We start from the raw sequence: 17,280 nt of genomic DNA, 5'->3' as shown, positions 1-17,280 counted from the left end.
TTGTTAGATACAAAGTTACTTGGGAAGCCAACGAAGCGTGTTACAGAATTATAGTTATTACTTGTATAAATCAATAAGCGTATTTTACAATTGCTTAAAATTCGAAAGACAAGCTTGTTGTCCAAAAGAAATTAGCGTTTACTGGTTCGGCATTAGTTTCAAATAGTTTTTCTTCACTGTTTAAAAAGCGTGCTTCTGTTCGTAGTTTAACTTTTGAATTGGGTAAATAATCAAAATTGAGAGAAAAACCCAGTGTTTTAAAAGGGTCATTGGTAGCAATTAGTACATTATTGTTATCTGCATAATATTCAACTCTACCTGCGGTTTGCCATTTACTAGTTATGGAATATTGAGTAATCAAAACTGGACTAAACCAGCTATTATTTTGCCATCCATAATCAAAACCTGCTATCGTACGCCACTTGTCGTTCCATTTTTTATCATAATAGATATTACTGAAATACCTCATGGAATAATCTGTACCATTAAACTCTTTGCCTATAAATGTGCTCCAATTCAACGTGGTATTTTCATCAGATTTAAATACTACTTGCGTTCCAATGGCAGGAACAACATCTTGTTGTGGTTTACTAATTCGTTGCCAGCCATTAGTAATAAAGAATGTATAATTCCATTTTTCCGATGATTTGTAATTATACTTTACACCGGTCATAAAATAAGGTGAATTCTCCGCTAAAATAGACCGAGTTAGTGTTAGATTATTATGTGAAACAGCGGTTTCAAAACCTATGTAACTTGGTAAAATCCCAACTTCAAGCGTATGTTTTCTATCGGTATCTAAATACAACCCAACAAAAGCCTCATTGATGATTTTCGTACTTTCATTCGCATAATTATCCTCTACATAAGTGCCAGCATGAAATGTCAAACTAGCATAGGCATTTTCATATTCCACTTTGGTACGCAACAACCCTATATTGATGTTAAACTCATTATGTCGATTATAGTTATACATAAAGGGAAGCTTTGCATCCGTGTTGGGGTTGTTAAAATCATACGAATAATAGGTTTCAGCAAATCCAGAAAACGAAATATGGAGCGCTTTGTTTTCTTGAGATAAAGTAATACTACTAACCAATACTAGCAGCAAAAAAATAGGTTTCATCAAAATGGAATGCCGTGGCAATTGGAATTAATATAATGTTAAAAAAACAAATATACATAAAAGGTACTCTAAGTTAATGACATACCTCATAAACAAGATTTTTAACTACATATAACCCTTACTCAAAGTGGTTACTAACTTTATAGTGGTTTAGAGAGGAATGGCTGTTGACTGTAGTTTATTTTTTTAATTCATATGGAACATTCGAAATCCAAATGTAATTTGAATTTGTGACTAAAGCTTCTCCAAAGCCAAGCTCTTTTCTGATTATATTTCTGTAACCTTGTAGTTCTTTCAAAACATATTGTGTTCCTAATATATCTTTTGGTTTCTCTTCCATCATTATCTTGACAAATGTGTCAATTGTTTCCTGGTTATCACAACTCAATATAAGATTGTTGTAACATTCTCTTGTTTCTTCTGCAGTTGCATATTGCTTTTCAATAGTTGAATCTAAAATAAAATTAGAGAGATATGCATCTATTAAATTTAATGATTTCAACAAAGCTTCATACTTTAGCTCCCGCTTTTGTTTTGAAATATCTTTTTGAATTTCTATCTCAGATTTAACTCCTTCAATTTGTTTCGTGATTGCACTAATATCTTCTTTTGTTGCTAAATTTTTCCCTTTTTCTTCCATATAAGATTTGATAAAAGCCAAATATAATCCTAACCCGATTATTATTATTTCAAGCACTATTTGAATTTCGTTTTGTGTCATAAGATTTACGTGTCTTAAATTACTGCCATCGTCAGACTATGAAAAAACCTCCACAATCTTTTTTGAAATATATAAAATACCTTTAAATTTTGCCTAAATATCTTTTTGTTCAAACCACTATTAGCAGAAGTTTTTTATAAATTTAATTTGGCTTCAGTATTCGAATGTTTGTTTATCCAGTTCTCAATTTCATCAAGTGATTTTAGATAATTTTTTATAAAAGTATCAAATGATATTTCTTTTCCTAGATTATACCAACCTTTAAGATCTTTAAAGTTTTTCACACTTTTATTTATTGATATCTTGATATATTCACTTTGATATTCGGGTTTTACTTCGACACCTTCAAAATATTCCATTGATAAAAATTCTAAACTATTGGCAATTTCTATTGGCATAAATGGATTTGTTTTAAACCTCATTATTTCATCCACATAATCCCTTAATTCAATTGCCTCGAGTATAATTTTGGCTTCTTTATTAAAATAATTGTTTAATAATAAATTCTTAATTTCTAACCTATCAACTGATACTGTTCCAACAAAAATCTTTAAAGTTTCAGTGTTTCTATAATTAATTTGAATTCTTGTCTTTTTAATATGTTCAAGAAGATCTAAAACGATTTCAAGTTTACGCTCAAAAATAATTTTCCTATAATTGAATCTATCATATAATAGCAAAGCGATTATTAAAGTGGAAAAAGATGTAGTAATTAATGTAATGTCTTTAACAACATTAGTATTGAACTCTGAACAATAAATTATTATACTAAGAATAACTAAGTAACTACCAGTAAATAGTATGATTAGGTTATTTGTAATGTTTTTGTTCATAATATTTTATTAAGTTCAGTTTTGTAAAAATCTCTGCTAACTAGCTTTTACACACGTATAAAATTCCTAGATATTATACTAAATTGTCATGCAACACAAATGTTCTCTCTGCGCATACTACATATTCCGCTAGCTACCTTCCAAAAATAGCAAAAATAGCAACACATAAACACGCCGCCCACTAGTCTAAAAATAATTCACAAAAAAAATTTCACAACCACAAAAAAACCCAACAGTCAAAACTGTTGGGTTCTAAAACATAAGCACTTCATGCAAAAAACTATTGCTTCGCCCGCATGCGCCCTACAATTTTAGTAATGTTATACTCATCCTCTACAACAGTACCAGCAAAAATCAACCTGCCTTTTTTAGCAATATTCGCAATAAAAGCATACAACTCCTTATATTGCCCTCTATTTTCATTCACTAAAGTCTTTCTAGCATTCAAAACACTGTTCTGCAACGTATTTTTTGCCGCCATACTCACTCGGTAATCCTCCAGTTTAGTAGGAAAATCAGCCGCCATACCCTCATCTACAAGCACCGTTTGATTAGCAACAATATAATCCGTCAAACCCTTCATCTGCAACAAAGCACCTTCAATATTATTGCGAGTCAATGCTTTTTTCAACGTTACAATCGCATCAGTAGGCAAGCCCGCATCCTTAAAATAGGCACTCAAAAAATTAAGTTCATTGTTAACCACATCGGCTTCTGCATAAAGCTCAACTGTCGCCTTCTTCTGCTCTTCCGTCAAAACTAGCGTTCCTTCAAGTTGCTTAACAATCGCCAGTTTCCCTCGAAACGCAGTGGCATAAGCACCATCTACCTTTGGAAATCGAACCTCAATCGCAGCCTGATCTCTTTCAAAACTTTTCATGATAAAATCACCTAGAGGAGCATACTCCTCAAATCTAATTGCACCCATAGTATAAAAATTTAAAGATTATAAACAAAGTAAAAATGTCAATCATAAATCATCATTTCTTAATTCTCTATCAAAAAAACCATAAATATATATATAAATACCTTACAAAAAACGTTACTTTACTCAAAACCGTCGTTACTCAATCTACCTACATCGTTACTCGGTCTACTTACATCGTTACTCGGTCTACCTACATCGTTACTCGGTCTACCTACATCGTTACTCGGTCTACTTACATCGTTACTTGGTCTACTTACATCGTTACTCAGTCTACTTACATCGTTACTCAGTCTACTTACATCGTTACTCGGTCTACTTACATCGTTACTCAGTCTACCTACATCGTTACTCAGTCTACCTACATCCTTACCTACTTAAAAAACAAGTACTAAAATACAAATTTTATTTAATAATGCCTAGTATCTACAATATGAATAATTTTCCATCCCGAAGCTTCGAGACTACCGTCCTTAAACAGCGTAAAAGCATTCACGCCCTTATGACTGAATTTCCCGTTAACATAAAACTCATAGGGAGTCCATGCATGTGCCATCTCACCATCCACTTGAATGGTATAGCTCAAAATCCGCTCTTCAATTTTCATATCCCGCGGGATAGTAGCAATCGTGATAAAAAACTCTTTGGCACTTTGAAAAATAAGTTCCGTGCCTTTCACGCCAGACAGTGAAAAAAACCTCCACACCCGAGCAATAGCGGACAGACGAAATAATCTTCCAAACAAATATACCTAAAAAGTACTAGATAACCTTTACTCAAAGTGGTTACTAAATTTATGATGGTTTAGAGAGGAATGGCTGTTGTGTGCTGTTATTATTTTCTTTTCCGTTGTCTTTCTCTGTCAGTTTCAAACATTAAAATTTCAATTGCTCTCAACGGCGATATTTCATATTTGAAATTTCTTTCAATTTCAAAATGCAAACTTCTATAATCTTTATGATTGGTGATTTCATTTAGTACTTTGATATATTCCATATATGCTTTTGGTTTTTCAATTCCATAAGTAGATTTTTTGCCAGTCACATATCTAAAAATTCGACTGTCCCAAATTGCATAAAGATTAGGGTTTATAAAATGTAAAAAGTTTTGACGTTCCAACTATAGAATTATTTACGCATTGCTTGATAATTTCCAATTCGCTTTCTGTCGCAGAATGTCCATTTTTAACACCATTTAGTATACTTAAAACTTCATCTACATTTTTCGTGTCCAGTTGTATAATTGTTGGCATCCAACCATAAACAAAATGACTTGCAATTATTAAATTATGCTTTTCAATCCAATCAAGGTTTTTAAAGTAACCTATAAATTCAATATAGGAATCGATATAAGAATCATTTTCTGTGAGTATAAAAGTTTCAACATCTTTTTTTAAATTTTCAAAACTTAAGTTTTTCATATTTTCAATTTTCGATTGTGCATGATTTCGAGGACAATATCAAGTAACTTTCTCTTACTATAACGGGTTTGGAAACATATAACCCTTATTCAAAGTGGTTACTAACTTTACGGTAGTTTAGAGAGGAATGGGTGTTGGCTGTAGTCCGTATTTTATTGATAATAGCTTTTCCATGCACTACATGCCCATTTTGCCATTTTGTCTTGATGTTTTCTCAAAACGATTGGTGTCCACTCAATGTAATTTAATTCAGTGTTACTCATTCTGAAAGAAGATGAACTGTACAAATGAAGTTTTTCTGAAAACACTTTATCACCTGCTTTTCTGTTTAAAGTTTCTTCAAGTAAAGTATAATTACCAATCATATAGATGTAATCATCTTGCTCATCAGCTGGAAAATTTGTTTCCCATTCAGCCGTAGGATTCTCAGGTAAAATATGTTCAATTGTTGATGTTGCATCCTCGAATTGATTTGAAGTTCCTGAAAGTGTATTTTCAAGTTCAACAAGAATATATTTCACAAGATTCTTATTACGTTTTGTACTTAAGAATTTTGTTGAAAATGCTTGAGCAAAACTTTCATCCTGAACATAAATTGATTTTAAAACTTCAAATGCTTGTGAAGCTTTAGTAATTTCATTTTTAAATATCTTTACCGAGAGTTTATTAAATATTTGCTCAATCTCATTGGTGTGTAAACCTGAGATAACATTATATCTAAAAGTGATAACATTTAATTCATGCAAAAGTTTTGTGAACTCTTCTTCTGAGAATTTTTGTTTAGTAATTAACATTAACGAATACCATGTAGATACACCAAAAAGATTCATTGAGCGAATATATCCTCTTTGGTCTTTATTCCACATTGGATCAGCTGGATTTTCAAATGCAGAATAAACAGGAGCCAATTGTTCTAATTCGTTCAATAAATCAAATACCTCTTTAGGAGTTTGGATTGAAGACTTTATAGAACGATAAAGATTAGAAATCCTAACTAAATCGTATCTTGAATTCCAATAGTGTCTCAAAAATGTGGGTAAGTCTGACTTTCCTAAAAAGTCGTTAATGCTTTGCCATCTGCGTTCCGTTTCTTCCAATTCAGAGCTACTTGATTCAAAAGCTTTTGAAAACAAATAATTTTTCAATAAATCTGAGGGAGACAATTTAACTCCTCTAGCATTAAGAGTTTCAAATACTTTGTATGCATTCAAATCATCACTTACATTAATGGTTGTAAATATTAATGAATTGGATATTTCATCATCAATTAACGTAGCTAATTCTTCTCCTGATTTTGAAGTTACTTTTCCTTTCAAGACTTGGTAGAAAAACTCATATGCATTCCATAATCTTCTTTGAGAAGGTTTTAATTTTCCTATAGCTGGTGGTTTTCTATGATTTAATAAATAACTTTTATAGAAATCATCATTATTTTTATTTAAGATTAGTTTAGGCGTAATCGTTAATTTTGATGTAGAAAAATTGCCTAAAAATTTTTCAGTAAGTTTATTTATTCTCGTTTCATTACTCTCTGAATTAATACCAGATTCAGACCATTCCTTAAGCAATCTTATTGCTGAAAGACACAAAATACTTAAAGTTGTGAAACGCTGTTGGCCGTCAATTATAAATGATGTTTTAGTTTTGGAAATATCTTCTTGAAAAACTAAATATCCCATATAGTGATATTTTTCTTTTGGTAAATCTAAAATGTCCATCCATAAATCTTCCCAATACTCTCTTTCCCATGAGTAATCTCTCTGATATGGTGGCACATGGAATGTTCTACCATTGGCTATTAAATCATTATAAGTAGCTGTTCCAGTGTTTAAAAGTATTGTTGCCATATTCTCTTTTTTTTGATTTGTAAAATTACGACAATATTCTTCTACAACAAAATCCTCGGTTTTTTCAAAAAGAAATTTTGAATTTCAGAATTATTCTGAAAATAAGTCAGGTTCACGAATTCTGTAGCTTTGGTAAGGCATTATAGAAAACTGATATATATTCCCTATAAAGTACCGACTATACGCCCAAAAACGGGTAAATAAGTCTGACATTCGTCCTACTTTTTACTTATTTCAAATATATTAAAATAGTACCATCCTTCAGCATGCTACTAGCTATTTCCTAAAAACAACCCAACTCCATCAAAAATAGCTAAAACAGATAAAAAAGAACGCTAAAGGTGCTCAGAAGATAAAAAAATGCCCTGAAACGGTCGCGCTCGATGCTATGAACTCAAAACTTTATAAACAGAACGCTGATCTTAATACAGAGAACTCTGAACTCAATACAGAGAACTCTGAACTTAATACAGAGAACTCTGAATTCGATACATAGAACTCTGAACTCAATGCAGAGAACTCTGAACTCAATGCAGAGAACTCTGAACTCGATACATAGAACTCTGCACTCAATGCAAAGAACTTTAAACTCAATGCAAAGAACTCTGAGCTCAATACTGAGAACTCTGAACCCAATACATAAAACTCTGCACTGAATACATAGAACTCTGAACTCAATGACGAGATTTCAGCACTCGAAACAGAAAACACCTAACTGGATACAAAGAACACAACACTAAATAAAAAAACCCGATTACCATAACTTAAATAAATAAGTCATAATAATCAGGTTGTAATTGTAATGGATTTATATCTTAAGCCGAGTTTCTACTGGCATTGGTATTTCCAAATAAGAAGCGCGTTACTCAGTCTACCTACATCCTTACCTACTTAAAAAACAAGTACTAAAATACAAATTTTATTTAATAATGCCTAGTATCTACAATATGAATAATTTTCCATCCCGCAGCTTCGAGACTACCGTCCTTAAACAGCGTAAAAGCATTCACACCCTTATGACTTAATTTTCCATTTACATAAAATTCATAAGGCGTCCATGCATGTGCCATCGCACCATCCACTTGAATGTTGTAGCTCAAAATCCGCTCTTCAATTTTCATATCCCGTGGTATAGTTGCAATCGTGATAAAAAACTCTTTGGCACTTTCAAAAATAAGTTCCGTGCCTTTCACGTCTTCCGCAATGCTTTGCAACAGCAATTTGGGATGGGAAACCGCCTTCATTTTTAACGAATCGCGTTGGTGAAAACCACTAAAAAAAGTTTCGATCGTGTTTTGCACTTCTTTCTTCTGCGCTGTTGTAGTAGCTACAACTAACAAAGCCATTAAACAAATTATTTTTTTCATATCCTAATATTTAGACCATTTATACAATTCTTTCCAAGTAGGTTTTTTGCCATACATCAATATCCCGACGCGATATATTTTTGCAGCAAACCAAACAACTAAAAAGAAGGTGGCAAAAAGTAATCCTAACGAAACCAGTATTTGCCAAAGCGGCACGCCAAACGGAATTCGCATCATCATAACGATGGGTGAAGTCAACGGTATCATAGAGAAAACAGTGGCCACAGTGCCATGTGGATCATTCATCACGGTAAAAAACCCAATATAAACGCCTAAAACCAAAGGCATAATGATGGGTAATAAAAATTGCTGCGAGTCGGTTTCGTTATCCACTGCTGCCCCAATCGATGCATAAAACGAACTATAAAGAAAGTAGCCACCAATAAAATAAAACACAAAAGAAAGCAGTATAGTGGCCACGGGCAAATTCCATAATTCGGCAGCATACAATTGCACTGTGCCGCCCATTTCGCTCTGTGCCGCTTGCAGTGCCTCTACTTCTGCTCCAGAGCTGACACCCATTGGAATACCAAAAACAGTAGAGAAAACCAGCAAAGCCACCAATCCTAACAACGCCCAAATTAGAAATTGAAGAATTCCCGCCAGCGACGTGCCAATAATTTTTCCCAACATCAACTGAAAAGGTTTAACAGAAGAAATAATAACTTCAATAATTCGGGACACTTTTTCTTCAATCACACTTCGCATCACCATATTACCATAAATAATTATGAACATCATAATCAAATAGCCAAAAGCGCCACCAATTGCAATTTTAATTTCATTTAACCCTTTCAAAGCCATTTCTCCCGAAGCTTTGGACAGTTTTATAGCAATATCCGACTTTGCCTTTTTGATAGCCAACGTATCCAAACCTGCTTTTTGATAATTTTCTAGCGTCAATTTTTTATTAATCACCTCTTCTATTTCGCTGGTAAAAAGCACACTCGGGCTATCATTAGAAATATATTGAAATCCTTCTTGAAAAGCTACTGCATCATCGGTTTTAGGAATTACTAATAGTCCTTCATAAGCCTCTGCCACAATGCTATCTTTTAAAACTTGAAGATTTACTTTAGAAAAATCGACATACTTATATTCTTCATCGCTTTTAAATTCATTGAAAAATTTACCCGATTGATCATGAATAGCAATAGTCTTCAAATCGGCTTTCATAGTACTTAAATAGCCCACAAAAGCAGCGATCGCAACAAACAACAACGGACTTAAAAAAGTCATTACAATGAATGATTTGTTTCGCACTTTGGCTATAAATTCTCTTTTTATTATCAATGATAATTTGCTCATTACTTATCGGTTACAGTTTTAATAAAAATATCGTTCACACTTGGAATTTTCTCAACAAAATGGGTTACTTGTCCTCTTTGTGTTAGTATATTTAATAATTCATTGGGAGACGAAGAGCCAATATTTACTTTAAGTTTAAGTTCGTCGTGCAACGATTTGAAATCGGTTTGAGCCATCGTAAATTTTTGAGACAAGTCATACATCAATCCTTCCACATTAGCAGTTACAATTCCTACTTCATAATCATTGGTTCTAAATTGTTTTTTAACATCCGTTAGTTTGCCTTCAATTAGCTTATTTGATTTATGAATTAACGCAATATGGTCACACATTTCTTCCACACTTTCCATTCGATGGGTTGAAAAGATAACCGAAGTTCCTTGTTTATTCAATTCAATGATTTCATCTTTAATCAAATTGGCATTAACAGGATCAAAACCAGAGAAAGGTTCATCGAGTATCAATAATTTTGGTTTGTGTAAAACAGTCACTACAAACTGTACTTTTTGTGCCATTCCTTTTGACAACTCTTCTACTTTTTTATTCCACCAACCTTCAATTTCTAATCGCTTGAACCAATAATCCAATTCGTGTTTGGCTTGCGCTTTTGTCAATCCTTTTAGTTGTGCCAAATACAAACATTGCTCACCTACTTTCATGGTTTTATACAAACCACGTTCTTCGGGCATGTAGCCAATGCTGTGCACATGAGTAGGATTAAGTTCTTCACCATCCAAGATAACCTGTCCGCTGTCGGGCATTGTAATTTGATTAATAATTCGAATTAGGGAAGTTTTTCCGGCACCATTTGGACCAAGAAGTCCATAAATACTGCCTTTAGGAACGGTTAAAGAAACGGTGTTCAGCGCAGTGTAGTCGCCATATTGCTTGACTACCTTGTTAACTTCAAGAATGTTGCTCATATTTATAAGGTCAAAAAAGTAAATATCAATCCCGATGTTTCGGTACAAAAATCTATAGCAATACTTCTCATCCTTTTTAATTTTTGATACGGTTATTGATATTGTTATTGCTATTGTTATTGAATTTTGTAAAAGTAAAGAATAAGTAAGCAATGGAGAATTTTTGTTACAAAAAAAAACCCACCCTAATTTTTACAAAAGGATGGGAAAAATTGCTATGAAAAAGAAATTACTTGTTTCCAAATAACAGTCAAAAGTAAAACTAATTTTTTAATTACGAAAACATATCTTTTACTTTTTCAAAAAAAGATTTATCGCCCTTTTCTGGATGGGGAATAAAGTTGTCATCATTGAGGTTTCTTTCAAAAAATTGACGTTGTTCTTTTGATAAAGTTTTAGGTGTCCAAACGTTTACATGTACCAATAAATCGCCACTTCCATAACTATTTAAACTTGGAATTCCTTTTCCTTTCAATCGTAAAATTTTTCCAGATTGTATTCCTTCTTCTAACTTAATTCTCACTTTTCCATTGATAGCATCTATTTCTTTAGAAGCTCCAAGTACCGCTTCTGCAATACTGATGTATAAATCGTAGTGTAAATTTTCGCCTTCACGTTTTAAAAATTCGTGTTCTAATTCTTCAACTGCGACAATTAAATCCCCTGCGATGCTATTTCCTGGTGCGTCATTTCCTTTTCCAGAAACTTTAAGTTGCATACCATCGACCACTCCGGCAGGAATTTTGATTGAAACGGTTTCGTCTTCTAGAACCATTCCTTGCGAGTCGGCGTTTGAAGGTTTGCTTTCTATAGTTTGGCCAGTTCCACCACAAACGTGACAAGTTGTAGCCGATTGCATTCTGCCTAAAATGGTATTGGTAACACGTAATACTTGACCTTGTCCGTTACATGTTGAACATGTTTTGTATTTTACACCAGCAGCTTGTACTTTGCGTTTTACTTTTACTTTTTTCTCCACACCATTAGCAATTTCCTCTAAAGTTAATTTCACTTTAATACGTAAGTTGCTTCCTTTAACTCTGCGTTGTCCACCAGAGTTTCCACCGAAACCGCCAAAACCACCACCGCCAAAAGCTCCACCAAAAATATCTCCAAATTGACTAAAGATATCGTCCATGTTCATGTGATGTCCACCACCGAAACCGCCGTTTCCGTCAAAAGCAGCGTGACCATATTGATCGTATTTTGCTTTTTTATCAGCATCACTTAAAACTTCATACGCCTCAGCGGCTGTTTTAAAGTTTTCTTCGGCTTCTTTATTTCCAGGGTTTTTGTCAGGGTGAAATTCTATGGCTTTCTTGCGATACGCTTTTTTTATTTCCTCTGGCGAAGCGCTTTTTGAAACGCCTAAAACTTCGTAAAAATCTTTCTTGCTCATAATTTCTTCTTATTGTCCAATCACAACTTTTGGAAAACGAATAATTTTGTCACCCAGTTTATATCCTTTTTCAATTACATCTACTATTTTACCTTTTAAATCAGGACTTGGCGCAGGAATTTGGGTAATTGCTTCGGCAAAGTCAGCATCAAAAACATCTCCTGCTTTAATATCAACTTGTTCTAAACCTTTTGAAACAAGGGTGCTTTTTAATTTTTCGTAAATTAATTCCACACCTTTCAATAGAATTTCATCCTCAGATTTCGAGATTTGGACCATCGCTCTATCAAAATCATCTAATACAGGCAACATGGCTTGAAGTACTTCTTGATTGGCAGTTCTAAACAAATCAATACGTTCTTTCGTAGTTCTTTTTTTGAAGTTTTCAAACTCAGCAAAAAGTCTGAGAAATTTATCTTTTTCATTTGCTAAATCTTCCTCTAATTTCGCTTCAATGCTTAATTCTTCGGCAGTTTCTATCTCATTAACAACGTTTTCAGTTTCATTTTCGATAACTTCCTTATTTGTACTTTCGGTGTCCATTTCTGATTTATTTTTAAAAATATTCTTGATTTTCATTTTTTTTAATTCTTACCACTGGTGAACAAAAGTACTGCCAAATATTTAAAAATGTCAAATTGTCATTGTTTTTGTTTATTTTGTTTATAAAGTCAAAAAAAATGAGTGAATGAAAAATTAAGAATTAATCAAATTTTAATAAAAAATTATGACTATTACGTTTTCGTTTTATTTACATTTGAATTAAAGGTTGTAATTCAATAACTAATAGTACTAGTTGTTAATTGTAAAATTATTAATTCAAGGTTTTTTATAAAAAAAATGCTGTCTGAAGACAGCATTTTTTTTAATATAAATTTCCTATTGCTACTTCAACATTGGGGAATTGAAATTGAAATCCGGCATCTTCTATTTTCTTTGAACTGAGTTTTTTACTTGAAAACAATAGATAAGACATTTCGCCTAACGATAATTTCATGACAAATTCGGGGATATTTGGCAACCACAACGATTTTTTTAAAGTTTTGGCTATCGTCTGTGTGAGTTGCTTATTAGAAACTGGCTGCGGAGAAACTGCATTATAAATTCCTTCTAGTTTATGTTCAATCACAAAATAATACATAGCCACCAAATCAGAAAGGTGTATCCAGGACTGCACTTGTTTCCCTGAGCCTAGAGCTGCACCAAAACCAAGTTTTACAGGTGCAACCATCTCTGGCAACGCACCACCTTTGTTAGAAAAAACAATTCCTGTGCGCAGTTTGCAAACTTGAATTCCCAACGTATTAAAAGTGTCAACGCTTTCTTCCCATTTTTTAACTACATTAGATAAAAAGCTGTCCTCGGAATCAATAGTATTTTCATCGTATATTTTTGAAAAACTTTCCGGATATATTGCTGTACCAGATGCTGTTACTACTTGTTTGACTTGATTGGGAACTTTTTTGACTAAATTAAAAAGTAGTTCGCTAGATAAAGTCCTACTTTCAATTATTTCTTGCTTGTAGGCTTTTGTCCAACGCTTTGCTATCGTCGCTCCAGCTAAATGTACAATTACGTCCACTTCATGTAAACAACGTTCGTCTATTTTTCCTTCTTGCGGATTCCAATAAAATCCTTGAAAATTTGGTTGATTGACAATTTTAGATTTTGAAGTTGTTAAAAAATGTACCGTATGTTTTTTTTCAAGTAGTAGATTTACTAACTCACTTCCTATCAATCCTGTTGCACCTGTAATTAAAATTTTCATCAATAAGTATTTTTACAAAATTACAAACAACATACTTATTACAAGACCAATTACAAAGGGTTTAACTTTTGTTTATTACTTTAATTTAATACTCCATTCAAAATTTAATTCAGAAACTTGCTCCATTTTTTCATTCACCCCAATGGATTTCATCCAAAATGTTTGACCGTCGCCAGTTGCAATTGTTCGTTGTATCGCTTCATCAATTAAATGACCATCATGGCATGAAAAAGTTATTATTCCTGTTGCTTTTTTAGTAAAGTTACCGTTATTGTTAGCTACTAACATGGAAATTTTTCTTCCACTATTCTTTATTTTCAACATGACCAATGCGCCTGTAGTGAGTTCAGCTGCCATGGCTTGCACTGCAAAATACATCGAATTAAATGGATTTTGATTGAACCATCGATGTTTTACTGCTACAACGCAAGTATCATTTGAAATTGATTTCACTCTCACACCACACCAAAAAGCAGATGGTAGTTTGAAAAATAAAAAGGTATTTAATTTTGATGGAGATAAATTCATTATGTCGCTATTTGCTTGTAAAAATACAACTTTACTAAAAAACTTTACCCTGTATTTAAAAGTTAATATTTTGTTAAATTTAAGTACTTTGTATTGCATAGTATCTTTTTTTGATTGTATCTTTGTATAAGAAATTAATAGCTTATCAATAGTAATTAAAAGCGGAACGTTTCATCATCAATCAAAAAACGAATAGTAATCAAAAAAACAAATTATGTATCATGAACATTGAAAACACAAAAGCTCAAATGCGAAAAGGTGTTTTAGAGTTTTGCATCTTATCAGTTTTAAAAGAAAAGGATGCTTATACCTCTGAAATATTAGACACTTTAAAAAACGCAAAATTACTTGTGGTAGAAGGAACAGTATATCCACTGTTAACTAGACTAAAAAACGACGGTTTACTCAATTATCGGTGGGAAGAGTCAACATCTGGACCACCGCGAAAGTATTATGGATTAACCGAATTAGGAAAAACATTTTTAACTGAATTAAACAGTACTTGGACAGAACTTTCTGATGCTGTAAACATCATAACCAATCAAAATTAACAATCATGAACAAAACAGTAAATATTAATATCGGTGGTTTATTCTTTCATATTGATGAAGATGCATACCAAAAATTAAGTCGGTACTTTGACGCAATAAAACGTTCACTTTCAAATTCATCTGGAAAAGACGAAATTATGAAAGATATTGAAATGCGTGTTGCCGAATTGCTCACTGAAAAACAAAAAAGCGACAAACATGTAATCAATAATAAAGATGTTGATGAAGTTATCGTAATAATGGGTCAACCTGAAGACTATCGTTTGGATGATGATAGCGAAGAAAAAAATGCTGGATCTAATTATAATACTACTAAAACAAGAAAACTCTATCGCGATAAAGACAGAGGAACTATTGCTGGGGTTTGTACAGGTCTTGGACATTATTTTGGGATTGATGCCGTTTTTATTAAAATTTTATTTTTGATTTTATTTTTTGGATTTGGAACAGGTTTTATTGCCTATATCATACTTTGGATTGCTATGCCTAAAGCAATAACTACCAGTGAAAAACTTGAAATGACAGGCGAACCAGTTACTATTGCTTCTATCGAAAAAAAAGTTAGAGAAGAATTTGATACTGTGTCCAATAAATTTAAAAATGCCGATTATAATAAAGTAGGCAACGAGATTCAATCGGGTGCAAATAAATTTGCGAACGGTGTCAGCGAAGTCGTAACAAATATTTTCAATGTATTTGCTAAAATTTTAGGTGCATTCATTGTTTTTCTGACTTCTATCTTCCTGATAGCTGTGTGCGTTGCATCAGTAGTTATGATTTTTTCCTCGTCAATGCCTGAAAACAAAGTTGTAGAATTTATCAGCACACCTTTAGGACTTGAAACACCTTTGTGGGCACAAGGAGTGTTATTCTTTTTAGCGGCAGGAATACCCTTATTTTTTATATTACTTCTTGGTTTGAAGTTATTGGTTACTAATTTAAAATCGTTAGGAAATGTCGCGCGATATAGTTTACTGTCTATTTGGATTATTGCTGTGGGGATTTTGATTGCCTTAGGAATAAATGAATTTAATCAACTAGCCTATTCAGGTAAATCAGTTCAAAAAGAAACTATTGGTATCACCGCCACAGATACAATAAAAGTGCAATTCAAATACAATGACTTTTTTTCAAAAAGTATAAACGAAAAAGATGATTTCAGGATTACGCAAGATTCAGCAGGTCATGCAATAATTTATTCTAATAATGTGCATCTTCACTTGAAAAGAACCGATAGAGTTACACCTTATATTCAAATTGAGAAAAAAGCGAATGGCAAATCGTTTGATGAAGCTAATGGTAGAGCTGAAAAAATAGCATACAACTTCAAAATTATTGGAAATGAAATACTATTGGACAACTATTTCTTAACAGCTACTGGAAATAAGTTACGAAATCAAAGAGTAGATATTTACTTATATTTACCAAATGGAATCGTTTATTATCCAGCGGAAAATGTAACAAATTACCTTAATGGTTCAGAATCAGATTTTGACTACTTTTATGGTCCCGAAGGCTATATGTATAAAGTTGAAAATACAGAATTAAAATGTTTGAATTGTCCATCAAATGAAAATAATTCAAGTACAACTGAAAATGGAGAAGAAATAGACATCCAAACTAATAGCTCTGTAAAAGATAGTACAGTAACTACAACTGTCAAAGTTAATGGACTAAACGTAATTATAAATGAAACTGCTTCGCCTGTTAAAAAGGAAAGCAACAGTAGACTATCGATTGGAAAAGACGGAACAATTATTAAAACTAAATAATCATGATTAAATTTATCCTTTTTAGCAGCAAAATATTCCTGACAATTATTGTCACAATACTACTCACATCGTGCAATTCAAAAATTGATTTCAATAATGGCATTGATGGTAATGGTAGCGTCACCAAAGAAGTAAGACGTGTTGAAAATAATTTTGAAAAGGTTGATATTAGTCGCGGACTAAATGTCACTATTGAACAATCAGACTCCTTCTTTATCGAAGTAGAGGCCGACGAAAACTTGCAAAATCATATTACAACTAAAGTTCAAAACGGAATTTTATACATTACATCAGACGACAATATAGATGAAGCAACTGCAAAAAATATTCTTGTTAGATTGCCCAATTTAAAGTCAATTGAAGCATCAAGTGGTTCAACAGTAAGTTCAAAAGGAATGATACAAGGAAATGACATTCGTATTGAAACTACAAGCGGAAGTTCAAACAAACTAAATTTAGAATATGATAATATTACTTGTGAGTCCACCAGCGGAAGTACTTTAAATATAACTGGAAAAGCTTTAAAGTTTAGCACTGTATCAAGTAGCGGAAGTAGTATTGAAGCAAAAAATTTACTTGCTAACGATGTAATTTCTCAAGCGTCGAGCGGAAGCACAACAGAAGTTCACCCACTTATAAGTTTAAATGCAGAAGCAAGTAGTGGAGGTTTAATTACTTTTAATTCTTCACCTAAAACTATCATAAAAAATGAAAGTTCTGGCGGAAGTGTTACAAAAGAATAAATTTATATAACATCTCAATGAAAATTGGGATGTTTTTTTTTCTATTTTT

19 protein-coding genes are annotated in these 17,280 nt (G+C 32.6%); 4 read left to right on the top strand and 15 right to left on the bottom strand.

The annotated features are described in order from the left end of the window. Nucleotides 1–94: 94 nt before the first annotated feature. The 4 genes from WFZ85_RS05880 to WFZ85_RS05865 form a co-directional block, all read right to left on the bottom strand. Nucleotides 95–1,126 carry a porin gene (locus WFZ85_RS05880; RefSeq protein ID WP_342695358.1) on the bottom strand — a complete coding sequence of 344 codons (1,032 nt, stop codon included), beginning with the start codon at nucleotides 1,124–1,126 and terminating at the stop codon, nucleotides 95–97. Between the two features lie 178 nt (nucleotides 1,127–1,304). Beyond that, nucleotides 1,305–1,847, bottom strand: coding sequence for a hypothetical protein (locus WFZ85_RS05875; RefSeq protein WP_342695357.1), 543 nt, complete (start codon nucleotides 1,845–1,847; stop codon nucleotides 1,305–1,307). 134 nt (nucleotides 1,848–1,981) lie between these two features. After that, complete coding sequence (locus WFZ85_RS05870; protein WP_342695356.1) at nucleotides 1,982–2,680, bottom strand: hypothetical protein; 699 nt, start codon at nucleotides 2,678–2,680, stop codon at nucleotides 1,982–1,984. 280 nt (nucleotides 2,681–2,960) lie between these two features. After that, complete coding sequence (locus WFZ85_RS05865) at nucleotides 2,961–3,608, bottom strand: hypothetical protein (protein ID WP_342695355.1); 648 nt, start codon at nucleotides 3,606–3,608, stop codon at nucleotides 2,961–2,963. Nucleotides 3,609–3,643: 35 nt separating this feature from the next. Between WFZ85_RS05865 and WFZ85_RS05860 the strand changes: the two genes are divergently transcribed. After that, entirely contained in the window at nucleotides 3,644–4,000 is a 357-nt protein-coding gene (locus WFZ85_RS05860; protein ID WP_342695354.1) for a hypothetical protein, read from the top strand. A gap of 14 nt (nucleotides 4,001–4,014) precedes the next feature. On the opposite strand, the gene WFZ85_RS05855 is transcribed toward WFZ85_RS05860, so the two are convergent. The 11 genes from WFZ85_RS05855 to WFZ85_RS05805 all read right to left on the bottom strand — a co-directional run bounded on the left by WFZ85_RS05855 (nucleotide 4,015) and on the right by WFZ85_RS05805 (nucleotide 14,165). Continuing rightward, nucleotides 4,015–4,191, bottom strand: a complete 177-nt coding sequence (locus tag WFZ85_RS05855) for a hypothetical protein (RefSeq protein WP_342695353.1) — start codon at nucleotides 4,189–4,191, stop codon at nucleotides 4,015–4,017. 248 nt (nucleotides 4,192–4,439) lie between these two features. After that, complete coding sequence (locus WFZ85_RS05850) at nucleotides 4,440–4,649, bottom strand: hypothetical protein (protein ID WP_342695352.1); 210 nt, start codon at nucleotides 4,647–4,649, stop codon at nucleotides 4,440–4,442. Nucleotides 4,650–4,686: 37 nt separating this feature from the next. Beyond that, on the bottom strand, nucleotides 4,687–5,025 hold the full coding sequence (locus tag WFZ85_RS05845; protein WP_342695351.1) for a hypothetical protein: 339 nt from the start codon (nucleotides 5,023–5,025) through the stop codon (nucleotides 4,687–4,689). Nucleotides 5,026–5,177: 152 nt separating this feature from the next. After that, on the bottom strand, nucleotides 5,178–6,872 hold the full coding sequence (locus WFZ85_RS05840) for a DUF262 domain-containing protein (RefSeq protein WP_342695350.1): 1,695 nt from the start codon (nucleotides 6,870–6,872) through the stop codon (nucleotides 5,178–5,180). A gap of 923 nt (nucleotides 6,873–7,795) precedes the next feature. Beyond that, nucleotides 7,796–8,239: a nuclear transport factor 2 family protein gene (locus WFZ85_RS05835; RefSeq protein WP_342695349.1), complete on the bottom strand. Its 444-nt coding sequence runs from the start codon at nucleotides 8,237–8,239 to the stop codon at nucleotides 7,796–7,798. Between the two features lie 3 nt (nucleotides 8,240–8,242). Further along, nucleotides 8,243–9,547: an ABC transporter permease gene (locus WFZ85_RS05830; protein WP_342695348.1), complete on the bottom strand. Its 1,305-nt coding sequence runs from the start codon at nucleotides 9,545–9,547 to the stop codon at nucleotides 8,243–8,245. Continuing rightward, nucleotides 9,547–10,470, bottom strand: a complete 924-nt coding sequence (locus WFZ85_RS05825) for an ABC transporter ATP-binding protein (RefSeq protein ID WP_342695347.1) — start codon at nucleotides 10,468–10,470, stop codon at nucleotides 9,547–9,549. The genes WFZ85_RS05830 and WFZ85_RS05825 overlap by 1 nt, the downstream gene beginning before the upstream one ends. Before the next feature lie 274 nt (nucleotides 10,471–10,744). Then, on the bottom strand, nucleotides 10,745–11,869 hold the full coding sequence (gene dnaJ, locus WFZ85_RS05820; protein WP_342695346.1) for a molecular chaperone DnaJ: 1,125 nt from the start codon (nucleotides 11,867–11,869) through the stop codon (nucleotides 10,745–10,747). A gap of 9 nt (nucleotides 11,870–11,878) precedes the next feature. Next, nucleotides 11,879–12,448, bottom strand: a complete 570-nt coding sequence (locus WFZ85_RS05815) for a nucleotide exchange factor GrpE (RefSeq protein WP_342695345.1) — start codon at nucleotides 12,446–12,448, stop codon at nucleotides 11,879–11,881. Between the two features lie 286 nt (nucleotides 12,449–12,734). Next, a complete protein-coding gene (locus WFZ85_RS05810) occupies nucleotides 12,735–13,637 on the bottom strand; it encodes a TIGR01777 family oxidoreductase (protein ID WP_342695344.1) in 903 nt (300 codons plus the stop codon). A gap of 75 nt (nucleotides 13,638–13,712) precedes the next feature. After that, complete coding sequence (locus WFZ85_RS05805) at nucleotides 13,713–14,165, bottom strand: DUF4442 domain-containing protein (protein WP_342695343.1); 453 nt, start codon at nucleotides 14,163–14,165, stop codon at nucleotides 13,713–13,715. A gap of 221 nt (nucleotides 14,166–14,386) precedes the next feature. On the opposite strand from WFZ85_RS05805, the gene WFZ85_RS05800 reads away from it, so the two are divergent. From WFZ85_RS05800 to WFZ85_RS05790, 3 genes are read left to right on the top strand one after another with little or no spacing between them, the layout of a single operon-like run. After that, nucleotides 14,387–14,716, top strand: coding sequence for a PadR family transcriptional regulator (locus WFZ85_RS05800; RefSeq protein WP_342695342.1), 330 nt, complete (start codon nucleotides 14,387–14,389; stop codon nucleotides 14,714–14,716). Between the two features lie 5 nt (nucleotides 14,717–14,721). After that, nucleotides 14,722–16,488, top strand: a complete 1,767-nt coding sequence (locus WFZ85_RS05795; RefSeq protein WP_342695341.1) for a PspC domain-containing protein — start codon at nucleotides 14,722–14,724, stop codon at nucleotides 16,486–16,488. A gap of 2 nt (nucleotides 16,489–16,490) precedes the next feature. Further along, a complete protein-coding gene (locus WFZ85_RS05790; protein ID WP_342695340.1) occupies nucleotides 16,491–17,231 on the top strand; it encodes a head GIN domain-containing protein in 741 nt (246 codons plus the stop codon). Nucleotides 17,232–17,280 lie beyond the last annotated feature (49 nt).

Origin of the sequence: Flavobacterium aureirubrum, from assembly GCF_038739835.1 — a bacterium.
Classification (GTDB): Bacteria; Bacteroidota; Bacteroidia; order Flavobacteriales; family Flavobacteriaceae; genus Flavobacterium; species Flavobacterium aureirubrum.
This window is presented reverse-complemented; position numbering and strand designations above follow the sequence as displayed.